Source organism: Streptomyces sp. NPDC032822 (assembly GCF_055578825.1).
The window spans coordinates 132,780-158,207 of the sequence record NZ_JBVIOL010000017.1 but is presented as its reverse complement, the minus strand read 5'-3'; the positions used below and the strand labels follow the sequence as shown (position 1 = coordinate 158,207).

Genomic DNA, 25,428 nt, shown 5'->3' with positions numbered 1-25,428 from the left:
GTCGAACGGTCACCTGCGGCCTTTGCCGAAGGAGCTTCGAGCTGGAAGACCGGCTCCCCGGCCCGTTGCCGGACGAGCCCGCAGGGTCGTTCAGGGCCTGCGGCCGTGGAAGGTGCGGCGCAGGTCGCTCACCCAGGCGTCGGGGTTCTCCCAGGGGATGAAGTGGCCGCCGTGGTCATGGGCGTTGACGTTGACGTGGTGGAACCAATCGGCCTGCGGGCCGGTCCGGAACGCCCGGACGCGCTCGTCGGCGCTGTGGATGCCGGGCGGGTTCTCGTACGTGACGAAGGTGAGGCCGACCGGGGCCTGCACGACCGGGGTGCGGTCGTGGGCGGGGGCCCAGGGGTAGCGGTTGGCGTTGGCGTAGTAACGCATCGACGTGGCGATGGAGTTGTTCACCCAGTAGATCGTGGCGTGGGTGAGCAGGTCGTCCTTGGTGAAGACGGACTCGACGTCCCCGCCGTTGTCACTCCAGGCGTTCCAGCGCTCCAGCAGCCAGGCGAGCAGTCCGGCGGGTGAGTCGCTCAGCCCGTGGGCCAGGGTGGCACCGTCGAGCATGTGCACGGAGAGGTGGGACGCCAAACGGTGGTCCAGCTCGATGATGCGGGCGCGGACGTCGGCGGGCTGGTCGTCGGTGAGGGGCCGATTCCGGGCGAAGTCCCAGGCGCGGGGGCCGTTGAAGAAGTCGAGCGGCAGCCCGGAGCCGATGTGGATGCCGTACAGCTCGTCGGCGTACTTGTGGCCGAGCTGGCTGGTGACGATCCCACCGATGTCGCAGCCCCCGGCGGCGTACTTCTCGTACCCCAGGGTCTCGGTCATCAGGGTGTGCCAGAGGTCGGAGACCTTCCAGAAGTTGACGTCCGGGAAGCCGGTGAGGGGGCCGGGGAATCCGAATCCCGGCAGGGACGGCACGATGACGTCGAACGCGTCGGCGGGGTCACCGCCGAACGCGGCCGGGTCGGCGAGCGGGTCGATCACCTTCGACCAGTGCCAGAACGTCCACGGCCAGCCGTGGGTGAGGATCAACGGGATCGCGCGAGGGCCACGGCCGGGCCTGCGCATGAAGTGCACCGGGACACCGGAGACGCTCGCCTGGTAGTGCTCGTGGACGTTGATGGCGGCCTCGGCCTTGCGCCAGTCGTAGCCGTCCCTCCAGTAGGCGACGAGCTCACGGAGATAGCTGTCCGGGACCCCGTAGGACCAGTCCTCATTCCCTTCGTCCAGCGGCGGACGGGTCGAGGCGAGACGGGCGCGCAGGTCGTCGAGGACCTCGTCGGGCACGTGGATCGGGGTGGGCTCCAGGGGGAAGGTGTGCAGGGTGGCCATGACATGGCTCCTTACTGGGCGGAGGAGGCGGTGCAGGCGGCCTGTCGGGGGGGGGTCGGGCGCTGAGGGCCGGGCCGGGCCGTGTCGCGGAGTGCGGCCAGCGACGCGGCGAGTGGCTGCCGGTGGTGCGGGGCGAGGCGGCAGGGCGACCGATGCGCTCCCTTCGCCGCGACTCGACCACCTCGGCACCGGCGCGGACACTCCACGGTTCTGACGATAGGACGTTTCCGTGTCCCCCCTGGTGGCGTTTCACAGCCGGTCGATCGTGACCCACTCGCCGCGCTACGGCCCACCTGCGGCGAACACGTCGTGCGGCCGAGCTACCCCGGCCTGCGAGCCTCGGCGCCGAGGTAGGTCGGCGGGCACGTCCGCTCGGGTACGCGCGCCTCAACCGCACAGCCGTCCCCTGGACGCGCAGCTCGATTCCCGCACCCAAGCTTGCGTGGTATCTCCGCCCCTGGCAGGCCGACCGTCAGGAACAACCTGGTCACGCACGGGGCGCGGCTGATGCCGTTGCCGTGCGGGTCGGTGTGGGCCACGCCATGGACGTCCGACGCGAACGAACGCATCGCGCCGTGGCACGGCCCGCCGGGGTTACCTGTGGTGGATGGGCGGAGCCCTCCGTCCGACGAGGACGCGAACGCGAACACGGTCAGATCGCTGCGGTCGCGCATCGGTGCGGGCGAACCCGCCGTACCGCCTGTGCCGATACGGCGGCAGGGGGACGGCCGACGTGTGCGTGGCCGGCCGGTGTGCAGCGTCGGTGCGCTTCGTCGGCCCGCTTCCGAGGCGTGGATCAAACGGAGGGGCACTTTCGAGCCGTTGACGCTCTGAGCGGCGCGTTCGTATGAGGTCCGATGCACGCGAGATTTTTTCCGGCCGGGGAAGTCATACGAACGTCTCGCGTCCGCCGTCACTCAGATGAGCCAGACGTCTCTCGCCGTGGATTCCGGCCAAGTGCCCCTCGTGAGAGGGCTGGAGCGGTGAGTCGCCCATCCGCAGGGGTCGCTCTCCCGTCCGGAGAGACCGCTCCCCTGTCCGGGCTGCCCGGCCCTCGGGAGGACGCGGCCCGTTCGGGGCACCGGTCGGATCCGGCCAGGTGGCCCGGCGTCCGGCCTGCGCGGACGGCGTCCGCCGATATCGTTGTCGCGCCCTGTGGGGCGGCAATGGTACGGCGATCGGGGAGTGATGCTCGAGGTACGTCTACTCGGTCCGGTCGAGGTGTGGGAGGGGGACCGCCGGGCCCCGCTCGGCGGGGTCAGGCCCCTGGCCGTGCTGTCCGCACTCGTCGTCCACCTCGGTCAGGTGCTCTCCACGGAGCGCCTCGTGGACTGTGTCTGGGACGAGCAGGCTCCCGCGACGGCCGGCGCGCTCGTCGCCACCCATGTCTCCGCCGTACGCCGCGCCTTGGCCCGCGTCGACGGGGCCGAGGCGATCCGGACCCGGCCGCCCGGCTATCTCGCCGAGCTCGACCCGTCCCAGATCGACGCCCGCCGCTTCGAGCAGCTGCTCGCGGCGGGCCGGACCTCGGCCGCGCAGGGCCGCCCCGACGAGGCGTCCGAGCTGCTGGCCACGGCGTTGGGGCTGTGGCGGGGCCAGGAGGCTCTCGAAGGGCTCGGCCAGTCGTTCGCCCGGATCGAGGCGTCGCGGCTGGCGGAGTTGCGCCTCGTCGCCCAGGAGGAGTCCTTCGGTCTGCAGCTGGCGCTCGGCCGCGCGGACCGGACGATCGCGCCCCTGCTCGCCCACGTGGCCGCGCACCCGCTCCGGGAACAGCCGCGCGGCCAGCTGATGACCGCGCTGTTCCGCACAGGCAGGGTCTCCGACGCCCTGCGCACCTACCAGGAGGGGCGCGAGGCCCTGCGCGACGAGCTGGGCATCGACGCCGGCCCCGAACTGCGGGCGCTGCACAAGGCCGTGCTCACCAACGACGCCGCCCTGCTGGGCTCGGGCTCCCGGCCTGCGGGACGGGACGCGGCCGGGTTCCCGAAGGCCCCCGAAGCACCGGAGACCACGGCCTCTGCGGCTCCGGCTCCCGCCCCCTCCCATCTTCCGCCCGACATCGCCGACTTCGTGGGCCGCAGGCGGCAGATCGACTGGGCCACCGCACTGTTGGGCGGGGTCGACGACGCCGACCGCACCGCGTCGCCGATCGGCGTGATCTCCGGGCGCTCGGGAACCGGCAAGACCGCGCTCGCCGTGCACGTCGGTCACCGCACCGCCGAACTCTTCCCGGACGGCCGCCTGTTCGTGGACCTGCGGGCCGCCGACACCGCTCCGCTGCAACCCGCCGACGCGCTCGCCCGGCTGCTGCGGGCCATGGGCGCCGACCCCAAGTCGCTGCCCGGCTCGGTCGAGGAGCTGACCGGGCTGTACCGCACCCACATCGGGCACCGGCGCATCCTGCTGGTCCTCGACAACGCAGCCGGGGAGGCACACGTACGCCCGCTCCTGCCGCCCGGTCCCGGTTCGGCGGTGCTCGTGACCAGCCGCCGCAGGCTGGTGGCCCTGGAAGGCGCCGCCCACCTGGACCTGGCCGTGCCGGACCAGAAGGAGGCGCTCGAACTGTTCCGGCGGGTGGCCGGCGAGGACCGTACGAGCGCCGAGCCGGAGCGGGCAGCCGAGATCGTCTCGCTGTGCGGACGGCTGCCGCTGGCCGTGCGCATCGCCGGAGCGCGGCTCGCCGCCCGCCCGCACTGGGTGCCGGGACAACTCGCGGGACGGCTGCGGGACGGACGCCGTCGGCTCAACGAACTGCGCGCCGGGGACCTGGAGTTGCGCACCAGTCTCGAACTCGGGTACGCCGACCTCCATCCGCAGGAGCGCCGGGCGCTGCGCCGACTGGCCCTGCTCGACCTTCCCGACTTCGCGGGCTGGATCGCCGCGCCCCTGCTGGACATCGACACCGACGAGGCCGAGGAGGCGGTGGAGCGGCTGGTGGACTGCCACTTCATCGACGTGATCGGCGTGGACGACACCGGGCGCAGCCGCTACCGCATCCACGACCTGGCCCGCGAACACGCCCGAGAGCGCTGCCTGTCCGAGGAGAGCGCCGAACAGCGCGAGGCTGCCGTGGTGCGCCTGGTGGCCTGCTGGCTGGGGCTCGCCAAGAAGGCCGCCGCCCGCGGCCCGGGAGGCGCGGCCAGGTACTTCCCGGAGCCGGCGACCGTGCGCCACCTCGACACGGAGACCGAGGAGGCGCTGCTGGCGCGCCCCGCGGCCTGGTTCGCCGCCGAACAGGCCTGTCTGCTGGCAGCCGTGGAGTACTGCGCCGGTCACGGGATGGACCGGCCCGCGCGCGATCTCGCGGGGGCGCTGATCGCGAGTTCGGGCGCGCTGTACAACCAGTTCGACGCCTGGTCCCGCTCGCACGCCGCGGCCATCGCGGCGGTACGCCGCAGCAAGGACGGCGAGGGCGAGGCGTGGCTCCTCACCGGTCTCGGTCAACTGCGATACGAGCAGGACGAGTTCGAGGCGTCGTACGCCTACTTCGGCGACGCCCTGCAGCTGTTCGAGGAGCGCGGGGGTCCGGCGCAGGGAGCGGCGGTGGCGCTCGCGGGGATGGGCACGGCCCGGCGCGAACAGGCCCGCTACACCGAGGCGTTGGAATTGCTCGACGCGGCGCTCGAACGGTACGGGCCGGACGAACGGGAGGGGCCGGGTGAACGGAAGAGGCCGGGGGACGACCGCGGTGCCCGGGCCCGTGTGCTGTACGGCATCGGGTACGTCCACCGGGAACAGGGGCGCGGACCGCAGGCCCGGGACGCCCTGACGCGGGCGTTGGAGTTGTACCGGGCGGAGGCCGACCGGCACGGCGAGGCGCTCACCCTGCGGTCGCTGGCCCTGTGCCACCGCGCGGAGGGGGCGCCGACGGAGGCCGCGCGGCTGCTGCACGACGCGTTGCGGATCTTCACCGACCTCCAGGACACGTTCGGGGTGATGTACACCGAGCAGTCGCTGGCCAAGGTGGAGCTGCGGCAGGGCCGGCTGGAGGAGGCTGCCGGGCGTCTGGGCCGGTGTCTGGAGGTGGCCCGCGAGCGCCAGGACCGGTTCGGCGAGGCACTGGTCCTGCGCACCCTGGGCGAATGGCATCTGGCGTCCGGTGACCCCGATCGCGCCCGGGAACCGCTGGAGCGGGCGCTGGCGGGCTGGGAGTCGCTGCGGCTGCCGCTGTGGCGGGCCCGCACGGCCTGGGACCTGGCGCAGGTGTGGGCGGCGGACGGTGACCGGGTCCGGGCGCGGGCGGCTCGGGCCGAAGCGCTCGTGGTCTTCGGGGAGTTGGGCTCCCGCGAGGCACAGGAACGGGCCGACATCGCCGAATAGCCCCGACCGACCGGCAGGCAGACAGGCACGTCACCGGATGGTCGGGGCCGACCGGCCCAGACCGGTTCTGGGCCGGTTCGCTCCGGTTCGGGACGGCTGCAGACGCCCTGGCGACTGCTTGCAGGCAACCTGCAGAGCATTTGCAGCGGCCCCGGCGACTCTGTTCTCGTGACAGACATCATCACGCTCTCGGACCCTCGGGTCGCCGCGGTCGCGGAGGACGACTGCGGTGAGCCCCTGGTCGATCTGCGCGGGACCGGCCCTCTGCGGCTCGATCACCGGCAGGCCGACGACGACGGCAGTTACGCCCATCTGCGGTCGGGCGCACTGCGACGTCTGGTCCAGGCGCAGCGCCTGCTGCCGGCCGGTGTCCGGTTCCTGGTGGTGGAGGGGTACCGGCCGCCGGACCTGCAGCGGCGCTATTTCGAGGAGTACGCGGCGACGATGCGCCGGGCGCACCCGGACGCCGGGACGGAGCGGATCCGGGAGCTGGCGAGCGCCTACATCTCCCCGCCGGAGGTCGCCCCGCACGTGAGCGGCGGGGCGGTCGACCTGACACTGTGCGACCAGGACGGCAGGGAGCTGCCCCTGGGTACGGAGGTCAACGCGACCCCGGAGGAGAGCGCCGGCGCCTGCCGCACCGGGGCCCCCGGCATCGACGCCGCGGCGCGCGAGAACCGGACTCTCATGGCCTGGGCTCTCACCGCGACCGGCTTCGTCAACTACCCGACCGAGTGGTGGCACTGGTCCTACGGTGACCGGTACTGGGCCCTGCTGCGTGGGGTCCCGGCCGCCCGCTACGGCCCCGCCGCCCGGCCCCGCTCGACGGCCTGACCACCGGGAGCGAAGCAGGGCACGGCAGCGGCGGGGCACCGTCCGACACCGCACGTTGGGCACCGCACGCACAGCACGGCCGGCACGCAGCACATCCGACCGAGGGGGAAAAGAAGTGGAGACCAGCAAGGCGCCCTGTCCGCCGCCGACCCGAGAGGGCGACGACGGGATGAGTCCGGGCGAGTTCGACGCGTCCTTCACGGCCGACATGCCGCGGCTGCGGAGACGGCTCCTGGCGCTGACGGGCAATCCGCACGACGCCGACGACCTGCTCCAGGAGACGTATCTGCGCCTCTCACGGCGGGCCCGGTCCCAGAACCTGACACGGCAGCAGCATCCGTACGCGTACACCTGTGCCGTCGCCGCCAACCTGCTCCGCGATCTCCGGGTGCGTCCCTGGCGCCGCGAGCGGACCACGGACCGCCTGCCGGAGGCCGACTGGGACGGCGGGCTCGGCACGTACGAGGCGTCCGCCTCGGCGCTCGCGCTGCTGAGCGTGCTCTCCGCCAAGGAGGCTGCCGCGGTGATCCTCGTGGATCTGGAGGGCCTCAGCCACGACACGGCCGGCGAGCGGCTCGGCGCTCATCGCGGCACCGTCCAGCGCAACCGCATGCGGGCCCTGGCCAAGATGCGCACCGCGCTCGGCAACTAGACCCGTGTCGCACCTCCACGGGGGTGGGGTGCGACACGTCTGTTCCTCTCCGCCGTCGCCGGAGTGCCGGTGACGACATGTCGACGAAGGAAGAGTTCCTTGAAGATCACCAGCACGCGCCGCCGGACCGGCGGCGCGCTCCTGGGTGCCTTGGTCCTGGCCCTCTCCGCGTTCTTCTCCGCCCCGGCCCAGGCCACACCGGCCCAGGCCGCACCGGGCGCCGCCGCGTCGGAGGCCGCCTCGTGCGGGGTCCTCGCGCCGGGCGCCTCGGCCACCGCGAAGGCCGCCGTGTCCGCGGCCTGCGCCCAGATCGGCGTCTGGTACAGCTGGGGCGGCGGCCACGGCGCCACACCGGGCGCCACCTACGGCTACTACGACGGCTCGGACCCGGACAGCCTGCACGACAACGAGCGCATGGGCTTCGACTGCTCGGGCCTGGTGCGCTACGCCTACTACCGGGCGACCGGCAAGGACCTGATCAACGGCACGGCCGACGACCAGTTCCACAGCTCGCAGGCCTCGGCCCGCTTCTCCGCCGCCCAGGGCACCGCACCACTGCTGCCGGGCGACCTGATGTTCTGGGGCAGCGGAAACGTCCATCACGTCGCCATGTACCTGGGCGACGGTCAGATGGTCGAGGCGTTCGAGTCGGGCACCCGCATCCGGGTCACGCCGGTCCGTACCGGCGGTGACTACGCGGGAGCGATCCGGATCAACGGGTCCGGCACCCCGATTCCGCCGCCCGCGAACGGCGGTACGACGTTCGAGACCTGGGGCACCGACGTCGACACCCACTCCTCGCCGAGCGTGCGTGCCTCCGTCGTGGACACCTTCGCCGGTCCGACCCAGGTGTCGGTCCAGTGCCAGGAACACGCGGAGACCGTCACCGCCGAGGGCTACACCAACGACATCTGGTCGAAGCTGGCCGACGGCTCCTGGCTGACCAACATCTACATCAAGGGCCCGGCCGAGCTGCCCGGCATCCCGGACTGCGGCGGCAGCAATGTCCCGCCGCCGACCGGCGACAGCAAGGCGTTCCAGACCTGGGGCACCGGCGTGCGCACGCACAGCGAGCCGAACGTCGACGCCGACGTGGTCGCCTACTTCGCCCAGCCGACCACGGTCAACGTGGTGTGCCAGGCCCACGCCCAGGAGGTCACGGCGGAGGGCTACACCAACGACGCCTGGTCCAAGCTCACCGACGGCTCCTGGCTGACCAACATCTACATCAAGGGCCCGGCCTGGCTGGCCGGCGTCCCCACCTGCTGAGCGGCCACGTCTTCGGCGGTACGGCATCTGTCACCCGGATGCCGTACAACCTCTGAGCCGTGACACGCGTCTTCCACACCGACCGAACCAATCAGCACCTTCTGTCCCAACTCGTTCCAACGGGGGAACACATGAGTCTGGCCCGCACGCGCACCCGCTACGCCACCGCCGCAGCCGCCACCGTCCTGATGGCGGCCACGCTCGGAGCCGTCGGCACCGGTGCCTCGAATGCCACCACGTCCGCGCAGCAGACGCGGCAGATCGCCTCGTCCGTCCTCGGCACCGACTACAAGATCACCCTGACCGCGCTGCGTTCCGCGGAGGACGACTACGCCGCCACCGTGGAGCTGCAGGTCTACACGCAGGTCAAGGGCGCCTGGAAGGAGTCGGACCTCGTCACCGTGGGCGACGTGGACGGCTGGTTCTGGTATCCGCTCACCGGCAAGGGCGCCGTCTGCGAGCTGTCGACGGCCAGCACCGAGCCCGCCCCGCTCACCGTGAGCCTGCTGCGCACCCCGTCTCTCGGCTGCTCCGAGCCGACGAAGTTCGTCATCAAGGAGGGCCGGGTCTTCGCCGGCTGAGCCCACACACGACGAGAGCTCTGCCGCACCGCCTGCTGGGCGGTGCGGCAGAGCTCCGTTCGTGGGGCCTCTGTTGGTCCCGCGCCGCCTAGTCGGTCACGTCCGTGACCGTCCAGCGCTGGTTGGAGCCGGAGTTGGCCTGCCATGTGGTGACGGCCGCGCCCTCGTTCGTGGCCTGGCCGCCGACCTCCAGGAGGCGGCCGGTGGCCTTGTTCACCAGCGTCCACGTGCCGTCACCGGTGGTCGACATGTACCACTCGGTGGCCGCGTCACGCCTGCCGGTGTCGGGCTCGACCACCGGCACGTTGTCCCGGACGGCCAGGCGCTTGCCCTTGGCCGGGTTACTGAAGACGTACTGCTGGCGGGCGCCGGTCTTGCCGTGCCGGGCGTCCAGCTGCCACTGCTGGGCGGTGCTGCCGTTGCCCGAGCCGATGACCAGGCTGGTGCCGTTGGCGGCGACGGTGACGGCCTTGCCGCTCTGCACACCGGTCAGCGTGTAGGTGTGACCCTTGCGGATCAGCGGGGCGTCCTTCGCGACGCCCGACACGCCCTTGACGGCGAAGGTGGTCACCGACTGGGCGGGCACGGTGAACGTGGCCTCGCGGTCCCTGACCTTGATCGGCGCCTGCTTCTTCAGCTTGCCGGCGGCGTCGGTGACGACCGGCGTCACGGTCGCACTGCGGCTGACACTGCCGAACTTGGACAGGTCGAGGGTGACCGTGCGGGCCTCGGTGGTGCTGTTGACGTGGACGAGCGAGGCGCCCTTGCCGTTCGCGGTCACGGCGGCGGCACTGGAGGTGTCGTCCGTCTTGATCAGCTTGTCGCCGGGCTTGATGAAGTGCGTGAAGTTGCGCGCGGTGTCGAACTTGGTGTTCGTGTAGATCGGGCAGGACTTGAGGGTGTCCGCCGAGGTGCAGCTGAACGGGAGCTGGATGCTGCCCCAGTTGCCGCCCTTCGCGGACTCACCACCCGGCTTCATGTTGTCGTAGTCCTCGACCGGCTGCCAGAACACCCAGGCCTGGGGCTCCAGTTCACGCAGGTCGTTGACGATCTGCTGGGCCAGCCCGAGGCCGGGCCGCATGTCGGTGAAGCTCTGCCCGTCGCCCCAGTCGCCCTCGACCTCGCTCATCCACAGCGGCTTGTCCGCGGCCTTGGCGAGGTCCCGGACCGTGGTGCGCTGCCCGGTGCCGTAGGTGTGGACGTTCATCTGGTCGACGAGGTCCTTGGACGCCTGCGAGTAGGAGTTCCAGTTGTTCGCGAAGATGGACGGGTTGGTCTCGTCCATCGCCGAGATCTCCGCCTTGACCTTCGCCTTCTTCAGCTCGGGAGCGAGCGCGGCGAGGACCTTCTGCTGGAGTTCGGGGCCGATGTGGGCGCCCTCCTGACGGCCGCCGACCGGCTCGCCGTCCGCGCCGAGGCGGGTGCTCCAGTAGCCGGTGTTGGGCTCGTTGAACGGGTCGACGGTGTCGACCTTGATGCCCTCGGCCTTCTCCAGCCGCTTCGTCGCGCCCGCCACGTAGGCCGCGAAGTCGTCGACCGAATCCGCCTTCAGCTGGTCCGTGTTGGCGTTGAACCCGCCGGAGACGTAGCCGCTCTCGGTCATGAACCAGGGCGGGGAGTTGCTGAACGTCTCCCAGTGGGTGATGTCCTTCTTGATGCGGTCCACCCACCAGCGCTGGGTCGCGTCGGCGTTCTTCTTCCAGTCGGCCGCGTCGTCGGCGCTCCACCAGTCGGTGTCCTCGCGGGTGGTGCCCGCGGGCGCCTTCCACCAGCCCTCGACGGCGCCGCCGGCGCGCAGGTAGTCCTTGACGTCGGGGGCGTTGCCGCCGCCGATGTTGTACCTGGCTATGTTCAGTGCCAGGCCGTCGTCGCCGAAGAGGAGCTTGGCGAGCTTCTCGCGGACCGCCGGCGGGTAGTCCCCGGTGGCGTTGGCGAACCAGACCAGGCTGGTGCCCCAGCCCTCGAACTTCTCCTGCTTGTACGACGGGTCCGGCGTCACGGTGACGGCGGCGGCGGCCTCGGCCTGTGCGGGGACGCTGAGCAGGGCGGCCCCGGTGGCCAGGGCGGTCAGCGCGGCTCCCCCGAGGGACCGTCTGGTGCGGGTACGGCGTGCCATCGTGTGCTCCCAACTGCGGTGGTGGTAGCTGTACGGACCCCTCCCGCCACGGGGCGGGAGGGGGACGGCCCTCGAACGGGTACGTGCCGTCCGAGGAGTCGTGCGTGCGGGTGCGTCGCGGGCCTGCGGGTCAGTGGGCCGGCTGCCGGAGTACGGCGACCTCTCGGGGGCCGAGGGTGAGCACGCCGTCGGCGAGGGCGGTGCCGTGCAGCACCTCTCCCCCGAGACCGGGCACCGGCACCGTGTCGTCGGTGCGGTTGACGAGGAACAGGAACCGGTTGTCGGTGCCTCGGCGGACGGTCAGTTCGACCAGGCCGTGCACCTCGGCGGGCAGTTCGCTCTCCACACCGGCCGGCCCGAGCAGGCGCGGCAGCAGCGCGGTGAGCCCCCCGACGCCGAGGCGGGTGGAGACGTAGGCGGCCGAGCCGCTGCCCGTCGGCCGCCGGGTGACCGCGGGCCGGCCGGCCTGGGGGCCGGTGCGGTAGTGGGCCAGGACCTGTGTCTCGGGGTCGGTGACGGTGATCCGGTCGGTCCACAGGGTGCCGGTCGTCGCGTCGTCCAGGGTGACGGACTCCCCCTCGAGCAGCGGGCCGAACTCCTCGACGCGCAGGCCGAGCAGGTCCCGCAGGGCGCCGGGGTAGCCGCCGAGCCAGACGTGGTCGTTCTCGTCGACGACCGCCGAGAAGTACGTGGTGATCAGGTGGCCGCCCTGCTCGGCGTACCGCGTGAGGTCCTTGGCGAGGTGGGCGGGCATCACATGCAGCACGGGGGCGATCAGCACCTGGTGCCGGCTCAGGTCGGCGCGGGTGGTGACGAGGTCGGCGCGGACACCGAGGGCGAGGAGCGCCGAGTACCAGTCGAGCGCCTCCTGTCGGTAGTCGAGGAGCGAGGTGGGATGCGAGTCCTGCTCGCCGGCCCACCACGAGTCCCAGTCGTAGACGATGCCCACGCGGGCCGGCTCACGCTCGGATCCGGCGACCGGGGCGAGGGTCTTCAGGGCGGCGCCGAGACCGGCCACCGCGCGGAAGAGCTCACTGTCCTCGCCGGCGTGCGGGACCATCGCCGAGTGGTACTTCTCGGCGCCGGCCGCCGACTGGCGCCACTGGAAGAAGCAGACCGCGTCGGCGCCGTGGGCGACGTGGAGCAGCGAGTCGCGGGCCAGGTCGCCGGGCCGCTTGGCCACGTTGACCGGCTGCCAGTTGACGGCGCTGGTGGAGTGCTCCATCAGGAACCACGGCCGGCCGCCCGCGATGCCGCTGGTGAGGTTCGCGGAGAAGGACAGTTCGTCGCGGTCCTGAGAGCCTGGATGGAGGTAGTGGTCGTTCGAGACGAAGTCGATCTCCTCCGCCCACTCCGGGTAGTTCATGCCCTTGGCGCCCTTCATCACCATGAAGTTGGTGGTGACGGGCACGTCGGGGGTGATCTCGCGCAGGATGTCCCGCTCGGCCCGCAGGTGGTCCTTCAGCGCGTCCGAGGAGAAACGCTTGAAGTCCAGCTGCTGGGTGGGGTTGGGGTGCGAGGCGGCGAGCCGGGGCGGCAGGATCTGCTCCCAGGCGCTGTAGCGCTGCGACCAGAACGCCGTCCCCCAGGCGTGGTTGAGAGCCTCCAGCGTGCCGTAGCGGGTACGCAGCCAGTTACGGAAGGCGCGGGCCGCGTCGTCGGAGAAGTCGTAGACGTTGTGGCAGCCCAGCTCGTTGGAGACGTGCCAGGCGACCAGTGCGGGGTGGTCCTTGTACCGGTTCGCCATCTTCCGGACCAGGCGCAGGGCGTGCTCACGGAACACGGGCGAGGTGGGCCGCCAGTGCTGGCGGGCGCCCGGCCACACCGTCTCCCCGTTCGCCGTGACCGGCAGGATCTCCGGGTGGGCCGTGCTGAGCCACGGCGGCGGGGAGGCGGTGGCGGTGGCCAGGTCGACGCCTATGCCGCCGGCGCCGAGCAGGTCCATGATCTCGTCGAGCCAGGCGAAGTCCCACTGGTCCTCGGCGGGCTGGATGCGGGCCCACGAGAAGATCCCCACGGAGACGACGTTGACGCCTGCCTCGCGCATCAGCCGGACGTCCTCCTCCCACACGTCCCGGGGCCACTGCTCCGGGTTGTAGTCGGCTCCGTAGCCGAGGCGGGGGGCGGGGTCACCGTCCGCCCCGCTCCGCAGCCGGGACAGGAGGGTGGAGATCATGGCGGTCCTTCCGAAGGTGGTGCACGGGGGCGGCGCGGCCCGGGTGCCGCGCCGCCCGGCGTTGTGCTGCTTGCCGACTGCTACTTCTCGACGGTGAAGCCCTGCTCCTCGCCGTACTTGATCGAGGCGGTCTGCCATGCCTTCAGGCCGTCAGCCAGCGTGGTGCCGGAGACGTAGGCCTGGCCGACCGTGTCGTTGAAGATCGAGTTGGCGTACGGCTGGTAGGGCAGGTAGGACCAGTCGTCGGCGACGTTCGCGGCGGACTGGGCGAAGATCTCGTTGGCCTTCTGGCCGTCGAAGTACTCGAACTCCTTGCCGAGGAACGTGGAGTCCTGCAGTTCCGCGTTGGTCGCCGGGAAGGCGCCCTCCTTCACGCGGGTCGCCACGCCGTCACCGGCGTTGGCGTACTCGACGAAGGCGTAGGCGAGTTCCTTGTTCTTGCCGAGCTCGGGCAGCGCCAGCGAGCTGCCGCCGTTCTCCGCGCTCGCCTTGTCGCCCTTGGTCCAGGCCGGCAGCGCGGCCGCGCGCCACTGACCGGAGGCGTTCGGCACACCGGTGGTGAAGTTGGCGGGCATCCAGGCGCCGGTGGCCAGGGTGGCGATGGTGCCGTCGCCCAGGCCCTTGTACCAGTCGTCGGTCCAGCCGGTGACCGGGGCGAGGAGCTTCTCGTCGATCAGCTTCTGCCAGACGGCCTCGAACTTCTTGGCGCCCGCGTCGGCGAAGTCGATCTTCACGTTGGTGCCGTCGACCTTGTAGGGACGCGAACCGGCCTGCCACAGCAGGGAGGTGGTGAGACCCGCGTCACCGGTGTCGTTGGCGATGTAGGCCTTGGGGTCGGCCTTGTGCAGCTTGCGGGCCGCGACGAGGTACTCGTCCCAGGTGGTCGGGACGGCGATCTTGTACTTGTCGAAGACCTTCTTGTTGTAGAACAGCGCCATCGGGCCGGAGTCCATCGGCAGGCCGTAGACCTTGTCGCCGTCGCTGACGGCGTTCCACGGGCCCGGGGTGTACTTGGAGGCGAGCTTGTCGGCGCCGTAGGGGGCCAGGTCGGTCAGGCCCTTGGTGAGGGAGTACTGACCCAGCGCGAAGTACTCGACCTGGGCGACGTCGGGGACGCCCTTGCCGGCCGAGATGGCGTTCGACAGGGCGGTGTAGTGCTTGTCGCCCGACCGCTCGCTGACCAGGTTGATCTTGACCTTGGGGTACTTCTTCTGGAAGTCGGCGGCGACCGTCTTCAGCGTGGGCTCCCAGGCCCAGACATTGACCGTGCCGCCCTTCTTCAGGGCTGCCTGGATGTCCCCGGCGGAGACCGCCTTGGTGTCGGAGCCGTCGTCCGAGCCACCGCAGGCGGTGGCTCCCAGGGCGAGGGTGGAGAGGAGGGCGATGCCGCGCAGGAGGCGGCTGGTCTTTCTGCGCATCGAGGTGCTTCCACTTCTTCGTGGGTGGGACAGGTGAGGGTGGGGGTGGTGCGGGTGGTGCGGGTGGTGCTCAAATGTGGGGCTTGGGGGCGCGGCCCGTGTCACTCCTTGACACTTCCGGCGGCGAGGCCGGACTGCCAGTACTTCTGGAGGAACAGGAAGGCGGCGATCAGGGGAATGATCGTGAGCAGGGACCCCGTGATCACCAGGTTGAAGATCACGTCGCCACCGATGGTCTGTGCCTGGGAGCTCCAGGCGCTCAGACCCAGTGTCAACGGGTACCAGTTCGGGTCCTTGAGCATGATCAGCGGGAGGAAGTAGTTGTTCCAGGTGGCGACCGTGGTGAACAGCAGCACGGTCACGATCCCGGGGGCCAGCAGCGGCAGCGCGACCTGGAAGAAGGTCCGCACCTCGCTCGCCCCGTCCATCCGGGCCGCCTCCAGCAGCTCGGTCGGGATCGCCTCCGCGGCGAACACCCACATCAGATAGAGGCCGAACGGCGACACGAGCGAGGGGATGATCACCGCCCAGGGGGTGTCGGTCAGCCCCATCTTGCTGAACATCAGGAAGGTCGGCACGGCCAGCGCCGTGGCCGGCACGGCGACCGCACCGATCACCACGGCGAAGATCGCGCGCTTGCCGGGGAACTGGAACTTCGCCAGCGCGTACCCGCCCAGCACGGCCAGCAGTGTCGCGCCGCCCGCACCGAGCACCACGTACAGCAGGGTGTTCAGCAGCCAGCGGCCGAAGATGCCGTCGTGGTAGGTGAAGGTGGTCCGGATGTTGTCCCACAGGGCGAAGTCGTGGGCGAACCACAGGCCGTTGGAGTCGGCCAGGCCCGACTGGGTCTTCGTGGCGTTGATGACCAGCCAGATCAGCGGCACCACGGTGTAGACGACCATCAGGGCCATCAGCACCGTCAGCAGCACATTGCGCTTGGGCTTGCCCGGGCTGTGCTTCTTGCGGGGGGTTCGTAGCCTCGGGGCGGTGTTCTTCGCGGGGGAGGCGGTGACAGAGGTGCTCATCGGGTCACGCTCCCTTGCGCATGCCGCGCAGCTGGACGGCGTAGGCGACGATCATCGTGATGACGCCCATGATGATGGCCACCGTCGCGGAGTAGTTGTGCTGCTGGCCGTTGAAGGACAGCGAGTACGTGTAGAAGTTCGGCGTGTAGTCCGTGGTGATGGCGTTCAGCGCCAGCGGCCGCAGGATGCTCGGCTCGTTGAAGAGCTGGAAGCTGCCGATGATCGAGAAGATCGTCGCGATGACGAGCGCGCCCCGGATCGCGGGCAGCTTGATCGAGCTGATGATCCGCCACTGGCCGGCGCCGTCGATCTCCGCCGCCTCGTACAGCGAGGTCGGGATGACCCGCAGCGCCGAGTAGAAGATCAGCATGTTGTAGCCGACGAACTCCCAGGTCACGATGTTGCCGATGGAGGCGAGCACCCAGTCGGGGGAGAGCAGGTCGGGCAGGGTGACACCGAACGCGGAGTTGATGTCGCCCACCAGGCCGTACTTGGTGCCGTACATGAAGCCCCACATCAGGGTGGCGACCACGGCGGGCACGGCGTACGGCAGGAAGATCGCGATCCGGAAGAAGCTCTTGCCGTAGAGCCGGCCGCTGTCCAGTGCCAGCGCCACCAGCAGGGCGATGCCCAGCATGATCGGTACCTGGATCACCAGGAAGAGTCCGACCCGGCCGACGGCCGACCAGAACGCGTCGTCCTGGAAGGCCCGCGTGTAGTTGTCCAGCCCGACGAACTGGTTGCCGCCGATCAGCTGGTCCCGGAAGAGGCTCAGGTAGATCGAGTACACGATCGGAGCCAGGAAGACCAGAGCGAACACCGCCACGAAGGGACCGATGAAACCCCATCCCGTCCAGGATCGGCGGTCCCTGTTCGTCGGAGGCGGTGCCGGCCGCGGCTCGGCGGCGGCCGGCGGTTGCAGCGTCGTCATGTCGTTCCTCGCTCGTCCACGTTCCGGAACCGGTGGTGCATGGCCTGACGTCCGACGCACGGTCCGCACCACCTCGTCGATGTTTGCGCAACCATCAGCCATTCCGCAAAAACACGGAGCTGTTATGTTTACGTAAACATCCGATGGCGGCATGTCTACACTGCCCCGTTGACGGGGGTCAAGGGCCCTCCGCGTAAACCCTGGCGTGAGCAGCAGTGGAAAGGTGGCGGACGACGCGTGGACGCGGCTGGGAGAACACCGACGAACAATCCCACTCCGGCCCCGGAACCGGTGGCCGGTGCGGTGGGCGTGTCGGATCACGGTCCGAAAAGCACCCGTCGCCGCGGTCGGGCCAGCGCCTCCATGGCGGACGTGGCCCAGCTGGCCGGCGTGTCGTCACAGACGGTGTCCCGGGTGTCCAACGGCTACGCCGGGGTGAACGAGGAAACCCGCCGCCAGGTCCTCGCCGCCATGAAGGAACTCGGCTACCGGCCCAACAGCGCGGCCCGCGCACTCAAGAGCGGCGAGTTCCGCACCATCGGCGTCATCACCTTCACCCTGTCCACCACGGGAAACATGCGCACCCTGGAGGCGATCGCGACCTCCGCGGCGGCCGAGGGCTACGCGGTGACACTGCTGCCGGTCGCCATGCCGACCCAGGACGAGGTACGGGGCGCCTTCTCACGGCTGGAGGAACTCGCGGTCGACGCGGTGATCGTCATCATGGAGGTCCACCTGCTGGACGCGGTGACCGTCACGCTCCCGCCGTACGTCCAGGTCGTGGTCGTCGACTCCGACGCCGGCGACCGGTATACGGTCGTCGACACCGACCAGAGCAGCGGCACGCGGACCGCCGTGCACCACCTTCTCGACCTCGGACACCGGACCGTATGGCATCTGGGCGGCCCGGAGGGCTCGTTCGCCGCCCAGCGCCGCACGGACGCCTGGCGCGCGGCCCTCGCCGAGGCCGGCCGCCCCGCGCCGCCCCTCGTACGCGGCGACTGGTCGGCGGAGTCCGGCTACCACGTCGGCCTCGAACTCGCCGCCCAGGACGAGTGCACCGCCGTCTTCGCGGCCAATGACCAGATGGCCCTGGGGCTGCTGCGCGCCCTGCACGAGCGCGGGCGCCGGGTGCCCGAGGACGTGAGCGTCATAGGCTTCGACGACATCCCCGAAGCGAGCTCCTTCCTCCCCCCGCTCACCACCCTCCACCAGGACTTCGCCGAGGTGGGACGCCTCTGTGTGGAAGCGGTCCTGCGCAAGATGCGCCAGGGCGGACCCCAACGGGGCACCACGCTCGTGCCGACCCGCCTGGTGGAACGGTCGAGCACGGCGCCGCCGCCCGAGGGCGGGGCGGGGCTCTGAGATCGTGGGCCCAGATGCGGCGACCCTGCTCCCGGACGAACTCGCCACTCCTGCCCGCACTTGAGCCCGCTCCGAACGCGGCCGGAGCGCTGACCGCGAGGAGCACCGGGCCCCAAGGAGCCCCGAGCCGGATGGACACGTCCGATCCGCTCACCGACGAGGAACTCGCCGGGATCGAGGAAGTCGCCGGTGCCGCCACCGCTGGGCTCTGGCACGTGCGCCGGCTCGACGACGACTTCGCGATGAGTCGCGTCGCCGTCAGCACGGTCCCCGACACCGGGGCCGGTGAACGCCTGCCGGACTTCGACCACCGGGACTCGTGGCCACCGCCCTCGTCCAACAGCCACGCCACGTCGATGTCGCGGACTAACGCCGGGACGAGAACGCCCACTTCATCGCCTCCGCCCGCCGCGACGTTCCCCGGCTGATCGCGGAGATCAGGCGTCTGGGGCGCCTCCTCGACACCGAGTGGTGACGAACGGCAGCGGTGTCGGCCCTCAGACCTCGTGCGGGGCGAAGAGTTCCAGGTGGCCGCAGGCCGGGCACCGAAAGGCGTCGATCTGGTACCGGGGACGCCCCCGGCGCTTGGCTCCCCCGAAGATCCCCCGTTCCAGAGGCCCGGCTATCCAGCGGGAGTAGCCGTTCGAATTCTCACCACTGTCCTCGACGAAACCGGGCTCAAGACCGGCACTCTGGCACTGCGTGCACTTGATCTCCATGGCGGCACTGTAATAGCGCCTCTCGCACCGGCTTGCCGGGGCCCGTCCGCTCACCCGCACCGGCCAGCGCCGCTCCGCATCACGTCCGAGCGGGCATTTTTCCGGAGAGGTGGCCGGGGCGCTCCGCTACGGTGCGGGGATGGCGAACTTCGTACTGGTCGCGGGTGCGCGGCTCGGCTCATGGGCTTGGGACGACGTCGTGCCCCATCTGGCCACGTCCGGCCATCGCGTCCACACCCCCACACTGTCCGGTCTCGCTGAGAAGCAGGGCGTGCCGGCCGGACAGCAGACCCACGTCCAGGACATCGTCGACGTGGTCGAGCGGCAAGGTCTGCGTGACGTCGTCCTGGTGGGTCACAGCTATGCGGGCATCCCGTGCGGGCAGGCCGCCGGGCGGATCGGCGACCGGCTGGCCCGTGTGGTCTTCCTCGACGCCGACGTTCCCGCCGACGGTGAACCATTCGTCTCCGCCTGGCCGGACGGCGGGGCGATGATGCGGGAATCGATCGCCGAGAACAGAGGATTCTGGCCGGTCGCGCCTGCGGCCCACTTCGAGGGCCACGGTCTCACCGATGAGCAGATCGCACGGATCGTGGACGGTTCGACACCGCACCCGGGCGCCACGCTGACCGAACCCGCCGTCCTGGGAAGGCCGCTCGGCGATCTCCCGGCGACGTACGTCAAGTGCACGCTCGGCGACCCCGAACCCGGCGACGACGTTGCCGAGCTGCTGACCAGTGAGCGCTGGCAGCTGATCGAGATGGACACCGGCCACTGGCCGATGTTCTCCCAGCCGCGCGAACTGGCGCGGATCCTCCTCGGCCTTGCCGCGGCGTGAGCACGGTTCCGTCTCCGCGGACATAGGCCGGCGGTGCGCCGACAGCGCCGCCGGCAGCCTCGTCGCCGCCACGGCCGTGGTCCCCTTCCGCGTCCTCCGCCGCGGGATCCGGCCGGCGAGCCATCCCGCCACCGCCCGTGCCGCCGTCCACGCGACCGTCCTGAAGGAGCGGCTGCCGAGGCGGGTGCGTCCCCGCCTGTTCCCCCGCGACGAGATGGCCCCGCTCCACCTTTGAACATACGCACGCAGTCCGGTGTAAGGCATCGCGGGGTGGTGGACATTGCTGGGCATGAACGCGGACGACCGCAGTGACGAGTTGGAACAGCTGTTCCGGCAGACGTATCGCCGAGTGATGGCGTACTGCCTGCGCCGGACCAGCGAGTCGGCAGCGCCCGACGTGGTGGCCGAGGTGTACGGGGTCGCCTGGCGTCGACGGCGGCACCTGCCCGCGGCCGAGGAGGAGGCGGTGCTGTGGCTGCTGGGCATCGCCCGCCGGGTGCTGGCCAACCAGGCGCGCAGTCAACGCCGTTGGGCCCGACTGCTGCTCCGGGTGGCCGAACGCGGCGACCCACCGCGCGTGGACCCCCACGAGCCCCCCGGGGGTGGCGACGACGTGACGGCGGCTCTGGCACAGGCGTCGGCCACCGACCGGGAACTGCTGCGCCTGGCCTACTGGGACGACCTGTCCCGGCAGGACATCGCGACGGTGCTGGGCATCTCCGTCGGCGCCGTCGACACCCGGCTGCACCGGGCCAGACAACGCCTGCGGGAACACCTCGCCCCGGCAACCGGCCACCAGGACCCCACCAGGGAGAAGAACCATGCTGAGCGATGACGAGATGGACCGGATGCTGCGGAACAGCGATCCGGCACACGACGACCCGACCACGGACCCGCACTCGGCGGTCGCCGTGCGGATCCTGGCGCGGGTGCGCCGACGTACCCGCCAGCGGCGCAGGCGGCTCCTCGTCCTGACGCCGGTGGTGGCGGTGACGGTGGCCGGCGCGACCGCGGGGACCTATGCGTGGGTGGCCGGTGACGGCAAGGGCCACACCCTCGATTCGACGGGGCTGGCCTGCGTCGCGTCCGACGGGTCCGATGCCGTCGTCGGCTTCGACCCCACGTCCGAGGAGCCGGTGCGCAAGTGCCGGCAGCGGTGGCAGGAGCTGTTCGGCGCGAAGGCGCCCGACACGCTCACCGCCTGTGTCGACAGCTCGCGGCAGGGCTCGGTCGCCGTCTACCCCGGTGGCCGGGGAGAGTGCGGACGCCACCGCGCGGACCCCTACACCGGACCGACCCGTGAGCAACTGCACCTCGCGCTGTTCCGCACCGACCTCAAGGCACACTTCGCCGACCGTACGTGCGTCCCCTATCCCGAGTTCAGGCAGGTGATCGGCACGCTCCTCGCCAAACACCGCCTCACCGGCTGGTCCAGCGGCCATTTCCAGACCGCCGACAGGGAACCGGAGGGCCGCTGCGCCGAGATCAGCTACTACGACGAACCGGAACGGACCATCTGGCTCACGGACCACAAGGCCGGCACACCCATCCACTGGCCGTAGAGAGGGCGGCCCCGTCGTCCGGAAGCCGGTGTGTCCGGCCCGGCGGTGGTGCCGGTGGCCGGCCGGTCGATCGGCTACCGGTCGTCAGCCGGTGAAGGACTCGGGGCCGAGACGGCCCCACGCCACGAAGGCGAGCAGGGCGAGGTAGGTCAGGTTCAGCAGTGCGTGCAGGACCTCTCGACGGCGGAAGGTCACGGTCGCGGCGCCCGCCATGACCAACGCCAGGCCGAGGGCGGCCAGCGGCACCAGGACCGGCACGATGCCGAGCAGGGCGGGCAGGACCAGGCCGACGGCTCCCAGGACCTCTACCGTTCCCAGGGCCTTGAGGAAGCCGGCGCCGAAGTCGGACACCCATCCCCCACCGGGTGCCTTGGCCAACTTCTCCCGGGAGATGAGCAGCTTGTTGGCGCCGGCGACCAGGAAGACGGTGGCCATGAGTCCGGCGATGATCCACAGGGCGGTGTTCATTAGTTGCTCCTCGTAGCGTCGTGGAACGGCTTCTGTTCCTGTCGACCTCTGTCGCGACAGGTCGTCGCACACAAGGCGCCGACGGCCCGCTCCGCGTGACAGTGCACGTGCGTGACGTGCGCCACAGGTCGGTGGCGGCCGTCTGCGCCGGTGGTGCGATCCTGTGCGGATGCTTCTCGGCGCCGCCCGGGTAACCACCCCGTGATGGCCCGGCGTCCGGTGGGGCCACGCAGTTCAGGGCGACGGGACAGGAGCTGCTCCATGGGGGACCACGCACACGGACGGGACGGCCGCGGGGACCCCGCGACGGACGCGTTCCTCGACCACCGCAACCTGCTCTTCACCGTTGCCTACGAGATGCTCGGCTCGGCGCCCGACGCGGAGGACGTCGTCCAGGAGACCTGGCTGCGGTGGCGGGTCGTCGATCTCGACACGGTGCGGGACCGGCGCGCCTACCTGGTGCGGATCACCACCCGCCAGGCGCTCACCCGGATGCGTACGCTCCGCCGGCGCAGGGAGTCCTACGTCGGCCCCTGGCTGCCCGAGCCGCTGCTCACCGCGCCCGACGTGGCCGAGGACGTCGAGTTCGCCGACAGCGTCTCGATGGCGCTGCTACTGGTCCTGGAGACCCTTGCCCCGACCGAGCGGGCGGTGTTCGTGCTGCGCGAGGTCTTCGCCTTCGGCTACGAGGAGATCGCGGAGGCCGTCGACAGGAATCCCGCCGCCGTCCGCCAGATCGCCCACCGGGCACGGGACCACGTCGCCGCGCGCCGACCTCGCGGGGCCACTTCACCGGCCGAGACCCGTGCCGCGCTCGCCGCCTTCCAACAGGCCGTCGAGACGGGTGACTTGCGGGGCCTGGTCGATGTCCTCGCGCCGGACGTCGTCGTCCTGAGCGACGGCGGTGGCATCAGAGCGGCCGTGCCGCGGCCCGTCGTGGGGGCCGACAAGGTGGCCCGCCTGCTGCGTGCCGGTGCGGCAGCGGTCGGCGCCAAGGCGTCGTTCGAGGCGGTACAGGTCAACGGCGCCCCGGCGCTGGTCATGCGGGTCAGCGGGGAGCTCCACAGCGTCGTGGCGCTGCGGATGGACGACGGTCTCGTCACCGGGCTCTATGTCGTGAGCAATCCCGAGAAGCTGGCGCGGGTGGGGCGGGAGACCGCGGTGAGCCGCTGAGGAACGTGCGTTCCGTCCGCCTCCGTGGGGCGGTCGGGTCGGCCCGGGCCGGCGGCTCGGTCTCCCGATCGCCGCCCGCCCGGGCCGACTTGGCTGGCCTCTCGTCCTGTTCCGTGTCGCTCAGCTGAACGGGTCGAGCGTGATGTACGCCGTCTGCGGGTTGCCGTCGTTGACGAGCGACTCGTGGTTGCCGACGTCGTCGAAGGCGAAGCCGTAGGCCTTGCCGTCGGCCATCTGGGCGTGGATCTTCCGGGCGTAGTGGTTGGTCACCGCGTCCTGGTAGAAGCCCGCGGAACTCGTGTCGGGCTGGCTGGAGTTGGTCAGGAGGGTGGAGCGGTTGTAGCCGGCGCACAGGGTGCGGGAGATCGGGCCGCGTACCAGGTCGTTCGGGGCGTCCAGGAGTTTGTAGCAGCCGAAGATGCTGTCGGAGTCGGGCTTCTGGAAGGTGGTGACGACGGCGCCGGAGCTGTTGGTGAAGTTCATGACGTTGCCGGAGACCCTGCCGTAGTACTTGGTGGCCGGCTGGTCCGCGAACGGTGTCACCGTCAGCGTGGAGGTGGCGTACTTGGTCCATACGCGGTTGACGTAGTCGTTCATGACCGTGCTCGGCAGGGCGCCGGACTCGATGCCGTGGCCGGGTGCGAGGGCACGCAGGATCGTGCCGTCGGACCGGGTCCTGATGAGGTTGGCCCAGCCGCCGGGCTGGCCCTTCAGGGCGTTGAAGAAGCCGGTGTAGCCGCCGGGCTTGAGGTGACCGGTGGTCTTGACGGTGCCGGCGGTGTTCTTGACGCCGACGGCGTACGGGGCCGAGAACATGTCCACCTGGGTGCTGTTGATCCACAGTCCGGCGTCGCCCAGGGTGTACTCGGTCCAGTTGAAGAGGATGTTCACGTTCGGGTCGGACGGGTTCTGCACCGCGGGCTGGACGAGGCCGCCGGTGGTCACCTTGAAGACGAGTTTCTGGCCGTAGGAGAAGTAGACCCGGCCGGAGAACTTCGGCATCCGGATCGTCTTGGTCTGGCCGTTGGCCGGTCCGGCGATCGACGCGTCGGGGGCGGGGGTCGGCGGGTTGCCGCCGGCGGGCCAGGCGTGGAATGTGCCGTTCGCGTCGGCCCAGCCCTGCTGGCCGGTCGAGAGCAGGGTTCCGATGTTGTAGAGGTAGATCTGGTCGCTGCGCCCGGAGTTGTTCTTGAATTCGAGCGGGATGGTCGTGGGCACCGCCGCTTCTGCGTCGGATGCGGGGCCCGCGGCCGTGAGTCCCGCGGCGACGGCCGCTGCGGCGGCCAGGGCCACCAGCGCCTTCCGTAGGGCAAGCATGCTCGTCCTCCTGCCGGGTGGGCTTCTCCACCGGAGTTGAATGGCGACGGACGGGGGTGGGTCCCTCGCCCGCCTGAGAGCGCTCTCAGAGTCCTCCCGATGAGCAGGACACGTCAAGGTCTAGACCAACATGGGTCGTTGCCGGATGTCGGCACGAAGGCGACGGCGGCGTTGCGGTGCCGCCCGAACCGGCCGTGCCGGTGCGCCGGAAGAGGGACGCCGGCGCGGTGTCCGACAGGATCGTCCCGACACCGTGACCGACATCGCCCGGAGGAGAGCAGGAACCATGTCCCGAAACAGGGAGACCGTCGAGACCTACCTGGACGGCTTTCGCAAGAACGACCACGCGCAGATCCTCGGCTGTCTGACCGACGACATCGAGTGGACCGTCTTCGGCGGGTTCCACCTCACCGGGAAGGAGGCGTACGGCGCCGCCATCGAGGGCCCGGGCTTCGTCCCGCCCCCGCGGCTGGAGGTCGTGCGCATGGTCGAGGAGGGGGATGTGATCATGGCGGAACTCACCGGATCGGTGCGGCGCGACACGGGCGAGGTGATGCGCATGTCGATGGCCGAGGTCTTCCGCATGCGTGCGGGGAAGATCTGCGAGCGCCGCGCCTGGGTGACCGAACTCAAGGAGAACGACTACCGCTGAAGTCGCCCGCGGCAGCGCGGGGTTCACCGGTCCGCGAGGCGGTCCTCACGGCATGAGGGCCGCCTGCACCGCGGGTGCGTACCGCTCGACGACGACGTCGAGCGGCGCGGCACGCAGTTCGCCGCCCCGCGCGATGCCGTACATGACGCCGAGGCCGAGCAGCATGCTCACCGCGAGTTCGGCGCGCAGGCCGGCGTCGGGGCCGTCGAGGCGCAGGGCCAGCCGGTCGCTCACCTGGGTACGGAAGTTGGTGCGGAGGGTGTCTCCCTGGTTGCCGTGCAGCGGGGCGAAGACGATCCGCAGCAGGGGGTCGGCGCCCTTCTCGGTCTGGCTGACCAGGACGTGGCGGACCATGTGGCGCCCGAGGTCTTCCAGCGGTGCGTCCAGCAGTGCGGCGGCGTCCTCCTCGAAGGACATCACCTGCGCGAAGAGGGTGTCCTTGTTGCCGAAGTACTTCATGATCAGGGGCGGGCTGACACCGGCGCGTTCGGCCACGGCCTTGAGCGTGATGTCCGCGTGGGCGTGCCGGGCGAGGAGGTAGCGGGCCGCGCGGAGGATCGCCGTCCTGGTGGCCTCGGCGTCCCGACGGCTCGGGCCGGTGTCCGTGGCCGTCGCGGTCACCGGACCCGGGGGCGTGAGCGCGGAGTCCGGCCCGGTGGCGGAGGGCTTGGGTGGCCTCATGGCTC

At 70.8% G+C, this 25,428-nt stretch carries 23 protein-coding genes; 13 read left to right on the top strand and 10 right to left on the bottom strand.

The window, feature by feature from the left end; all coding sequences use genetic code 11:
• Positions 1-90: 90 nt before the first annotated feature.
• Positions 91-1,326, bottom strand: a complete 1,236-nt coding sequence (locus ACZ5VD_RS35435) for an epoxide hydrolase family protein (RefSeq protein ID WP_468684627.1) — start codon at positions 1,324-1,326, stop codon at positions 91-93.
• Positions 1,327-2,514: 1,188 nt separating this feature from the next.
• On the opposite strand from ACZ5VD_RS35435, the gene ACZ5VD_RS35430 reads away from it, so the two are divergent.
• The 5 genes from ACZ5VD_RS35430 to ACZ5VD_RS35410 all read left to right on the top strand — a co-directional run bounded on the left by ACZ5VD_RS35430 (position 2,515) and on the right by ACZ5VD_RS35410 (position 8,982).
• Positions 2,515-5,646 (top strand): AfsR/SARP family transcriptional regulator, encoded by a 3,132-nt coding sequence (locus tag ACZ5VD_RS35430; RefSeq protein WP_468554650.1) that lies wholly within the window; start codon positions 2,515-2,517, stop codon positions 5,644-5,646.
• Between the two features lie 168 nt (positions 5,647-5,814).
• On the top strand, positions 5,815-6,480 hold the full coding sequence (locus ACZ5VD_RS35425; protein ID WP_468684625.1) for a M15 family metallopeptidase: 666 nt from the start codon (positions 5,815-5,817) through the stop codon (positions 6,478-6,480).
• Between the two features lie 169 nt (positions 6,481-6,649).
• On the top strand, positions 6,650-7,132 hold the full coding sequence (locus tag ACZ5VD_RS35420; protein ID WP_468684656.1) for an RNA polymerase sigma factor: 483 nt from the start codon (positions 6,650-6,652) through the stop codon (positions 7,130-7,132).
• Positions 7,133-7,231: 99 nt separating this feature from the next.
• The gene (locus ACZ5VD_RS35415) at positions 7,232-8,401 is read left to right on the top strand and encodes a C40 family peptidase (protein ID WP_468684621.1); all 1,170 of its coding nucleotides are present in this window, start codon (positions 7,232-7,234) and stop codon (positions 8,399-8,401) included.
• 131 nt (positions 8,402-8,532) lie between these two features.
• The gene (locus ACZ5VD_RS35410; protein WP_468554653.1) at positions 8,533-8,982 is read left to right on the top strand and encodes a hypothetical protein; all 450 of its coding nucleotides are present in this window, start codon (positions 8,533-8,535) and stop codon (positions 8,980-8,982) included.
• A gap of 88 nt (positions 8,983-9,070) precedes the next feature.
• On the opposite strand, the gene ACZ5VD_RS35405 is transcribed toward ACZ5VD_RS35410, so the two are convergent.
• From ACZ5VD_RS35405 to ACZ5VD_RS35385, 5 genes are all read right to left on the bottom strand, one after another.
• Positions 9,071-11,098 carry an RICIN domain-containing protein gene (locus ACZ5VD_RS35405; RefSeq protein ID WP_468554654.1) on the bottom strand — a complete coding sequence of 676 codons (2,028 nt, stop codon included), beginning with the start codon at positions 11,096-11,098 and terminating at the stop codon, positions 9,071-9,073.
• 130 nt (positions 11,099-11,228) lie between these two features.
• Complete coding sequence (locus ACZ5VD_RS35400) at positions 11,229-13,274, bottom strand: beta-galactosidase (RefSeq protein ID WP_468684620.1); 2,046 nt, start codon at positions 13,272-13,274, stop codon at positions 11,229-11,231.
• A gap of 80 nt (positions 13,275-13,354) precedes the next feature.
• Positions 13,355-14,692, bottom strand: coding sequence for an ABC transporter substrate-binding protein (locus ACZ5VD_RS35395; RefSeq protein WP_468684618.1), 1,338 nt, complete (start codon positions 14,690-14,692; stop codon positions 13,355-13,357).
• Positions 14,693-14,793: 101 nt separating this feature from the next.
• On the bottom strand, positions 14,794-15,717 hold the full coding sequence (locus tag ACZ5VD_RS35390) for a carbohydrate ABC transporter permease (RefSeq protein ID WP_468554657.1): 924 nt from the start codon (positions 15,715-15,717) through the stop codon (positions 14,794-14,796).
• A gap of 4 nt (positions 15,718-15,721) precedes the next feature.
• On the bottom strand, positions 15,722-16,648 hold the full coding sequence (locus ACZ5VD_RS35385) for a carbohydrate ABC transporter permease (protein WP_468554658.1): 927 nt from the start codon (positions 16,646-16,648) through the stop codon (positions 15,722-15,724).
• Between the two features lie 363 nt (positions 16,649-17,011).
• Between ACZ5VD_RS35385 and ACZ5VD_RS35380 the strand changes: the two genes are divergently transcribed.
• Together ACZ5VD_RS35380 and ACZ5VD_RS35375 are read left to right on the top strand one after the other, a co-directional pair.
• The gene (locus ACZ5VD_RS35380; protein ID WP_468554659.1) at positions 17,012-18,013 is read left to right on the top strand and encodes a LacI family DNA-binding transcriptional regulator; all 1,002 of its coding nucleotides are present in this window, start codon (positions 17,012-17,014) and stop codon (positions 18,011-18,013) included.
• 131 nt (positions 18,014-18,144) lie between these two features.
• On the top strand, positions 18,145-18,441 hold the full coding sequence (locus ACZ5VD_RS35375; protein WP_468554660.1) for a hypothetical protein: 297 nt from the start codon (positions 18,145-18,147) through the stop codon (positions 18,439-18,441).
• Between the two features lie 69 nt (positions 18,442-18,510).
• Here the strand turns inward: ACZ5VD_RS35375 and ACZ5VD_RS35370 are convergent, their stop codons facing one another.
• Positions 18,511-18,732: a hypothetical protein gene (locus tag ACZ5VD_RS35370; protein WP_468554661.1), complete on the bottom strand. Its 222-nt coding sequence runs from the start codon at positions 18,730-18,732 to the stop codon at positions 18,511-18,513.
• A gap of 139 nt (positions 18,733-18,871) precedes the next feature.
• On the opposite strand from ACZ5VD_RS35370, the gene ACZ5VD_RS35365 reads away from it, so the two are divergent.
• From ACZ5VD_RS35365 to ACZ5VD_RS35350, 4 genes are read left to right on the top strand one after another with little or no spacing between them, the layout of a single operon-like run.
• On the top strand, positions 18,872-19,570 hold the full coding sequence (locus ACZ5VD_RS35365; protein ID WP_468554662.1) for an alpha/beta fold hydrolase: 699 nt from the start codon (positions 18,872-18,874) through the stop codon (positions 19,568-19,570).
• Positions 19,557-19,805: a hypothetical protein gene (locus tag ACZ5VD_RS35360; protein WP_468684617.1), complete on the top strand. Its 249-nt coding sequence runs from the start codon at positions 19,557-19,559 to the stop codon at positions 19,803-19,805. Before ACZ5VD_RS35365 ends, ACZ5VD_RS35360 begins: the two co-directional genes overlap by 14 nt.
• Positions 19,806-19,859: 54 nt before the next feature.
• Positions 19,860-20,405, top strand: coding sequence for an RNA polymerase sigma factor (locus ACZ5VD_RS35355; protein ID WP_468684616.1), 546 nt, complete (start codon positions 19,860-19,862; stop codon positions 20,403-20,405).
• Positions 20,392-21,132, top strand: a complete 741-nt coding sequence (locus tag ACZ5VD_RS35350; RefSeq protein ID WP_468554664.1) for a hypothetical protein — start codon at positions 20,392-20,394, stop codon at positions 21,130-21,132. The genes ACZ5VD_RS35355 and ACZ5VD_RS35350 overlap by 14 nt, the downstream gene beginning before the upstream one ends.
• Positions 21,133-21,216: 84 nt before the next feature.
• Here ACZ5VD_RS35350 and ACZ5VD_RS35345 read toward each other — a convergent pair whose 3' ends face one another.
• Positions 21,217-21,600: a DoxX family protein gene (locus tag ACZ5VD_RS35345; protein ID WP_468554665.1), complete on the bottom strand. Its 384-nt coding sequence runs from the start codon at positions 21,598-21,600 to the stop codon at positions 21,217-21,219.
• A 261-nt stretch (positions 21,601-21,861) separates the two neighbouring features.
• Here ACZ5VD_RS35345 and ACZ5VD_RS35340 point away from each other — a divergent pair, with 261 nt between their 5' ends.
• Positions 21,862-22,773, top strand: coding sequence for an RNA polymerase sigma-70 factor (locus ACZ5VD_RS35340; RefSeq protein ID WP_468684614.1), 912 nt, complete (start codon positions 21,862-21,864; stop codon positions 22,771-22,773).
• Between the two features lie 120 nt (positions 22,774-22,893).
• On the opposite strand, the gene ACZ5VD_RS35335 is transcribed toward ACZ5VD_RS35340, so the two are convergent.
• The gene (locus tag ACZ5VD_RS35335; protein WP_468684613.1) at positions 22,894-24,090 is read right to left on the bottom strand and encodes a glycoside hydrolase family 64 protein; all 1,197 of its coding nucleotides are present in this window, start codon (positions 24,088-24,090) and stop codon (positions 22,894-22,896) included.
• A gap of 286 nt (positions 24,091-24,376) precedes the next feature.
• Between ACZ5VD_RS35335 and ACZ5VD_RS35330 the strand changes: the two genes are divergently transcribed.
• Complete coding sequence (locus tag ACZ5VD_RS35330; protein ID WP_468554668.1) at positions 24,377-24,742, top strand: nuclear transport factor 2 family protein; 366 nt, start codon at positions 24,377-24,379, stop codon at positions 24,740-24,742.
• A gap of 45 nt (positions 24,743-24,787) precedes the next feature.
• On the opposite strand, the gene ACZ5VD_RS35325 is transcribed toward ACZ5VD_RS35330, so the two are convergent.
• Positions 24,788-25,423 carry a TetR/AcrR family transcriptional regulator gene (locus ACZ5VD_RS35325; RefSeq protein WP_468554669.1) on the bottom strand — a complete coding sequence of 212 codons (636 nt, stop codon included), beginning with the start codon at positions 25,421-25,423 and terminating at the stop codon, positions 24,788-24,790.
• Positions 25,424-25,428 lie beyond the last annotated feature (5 nt).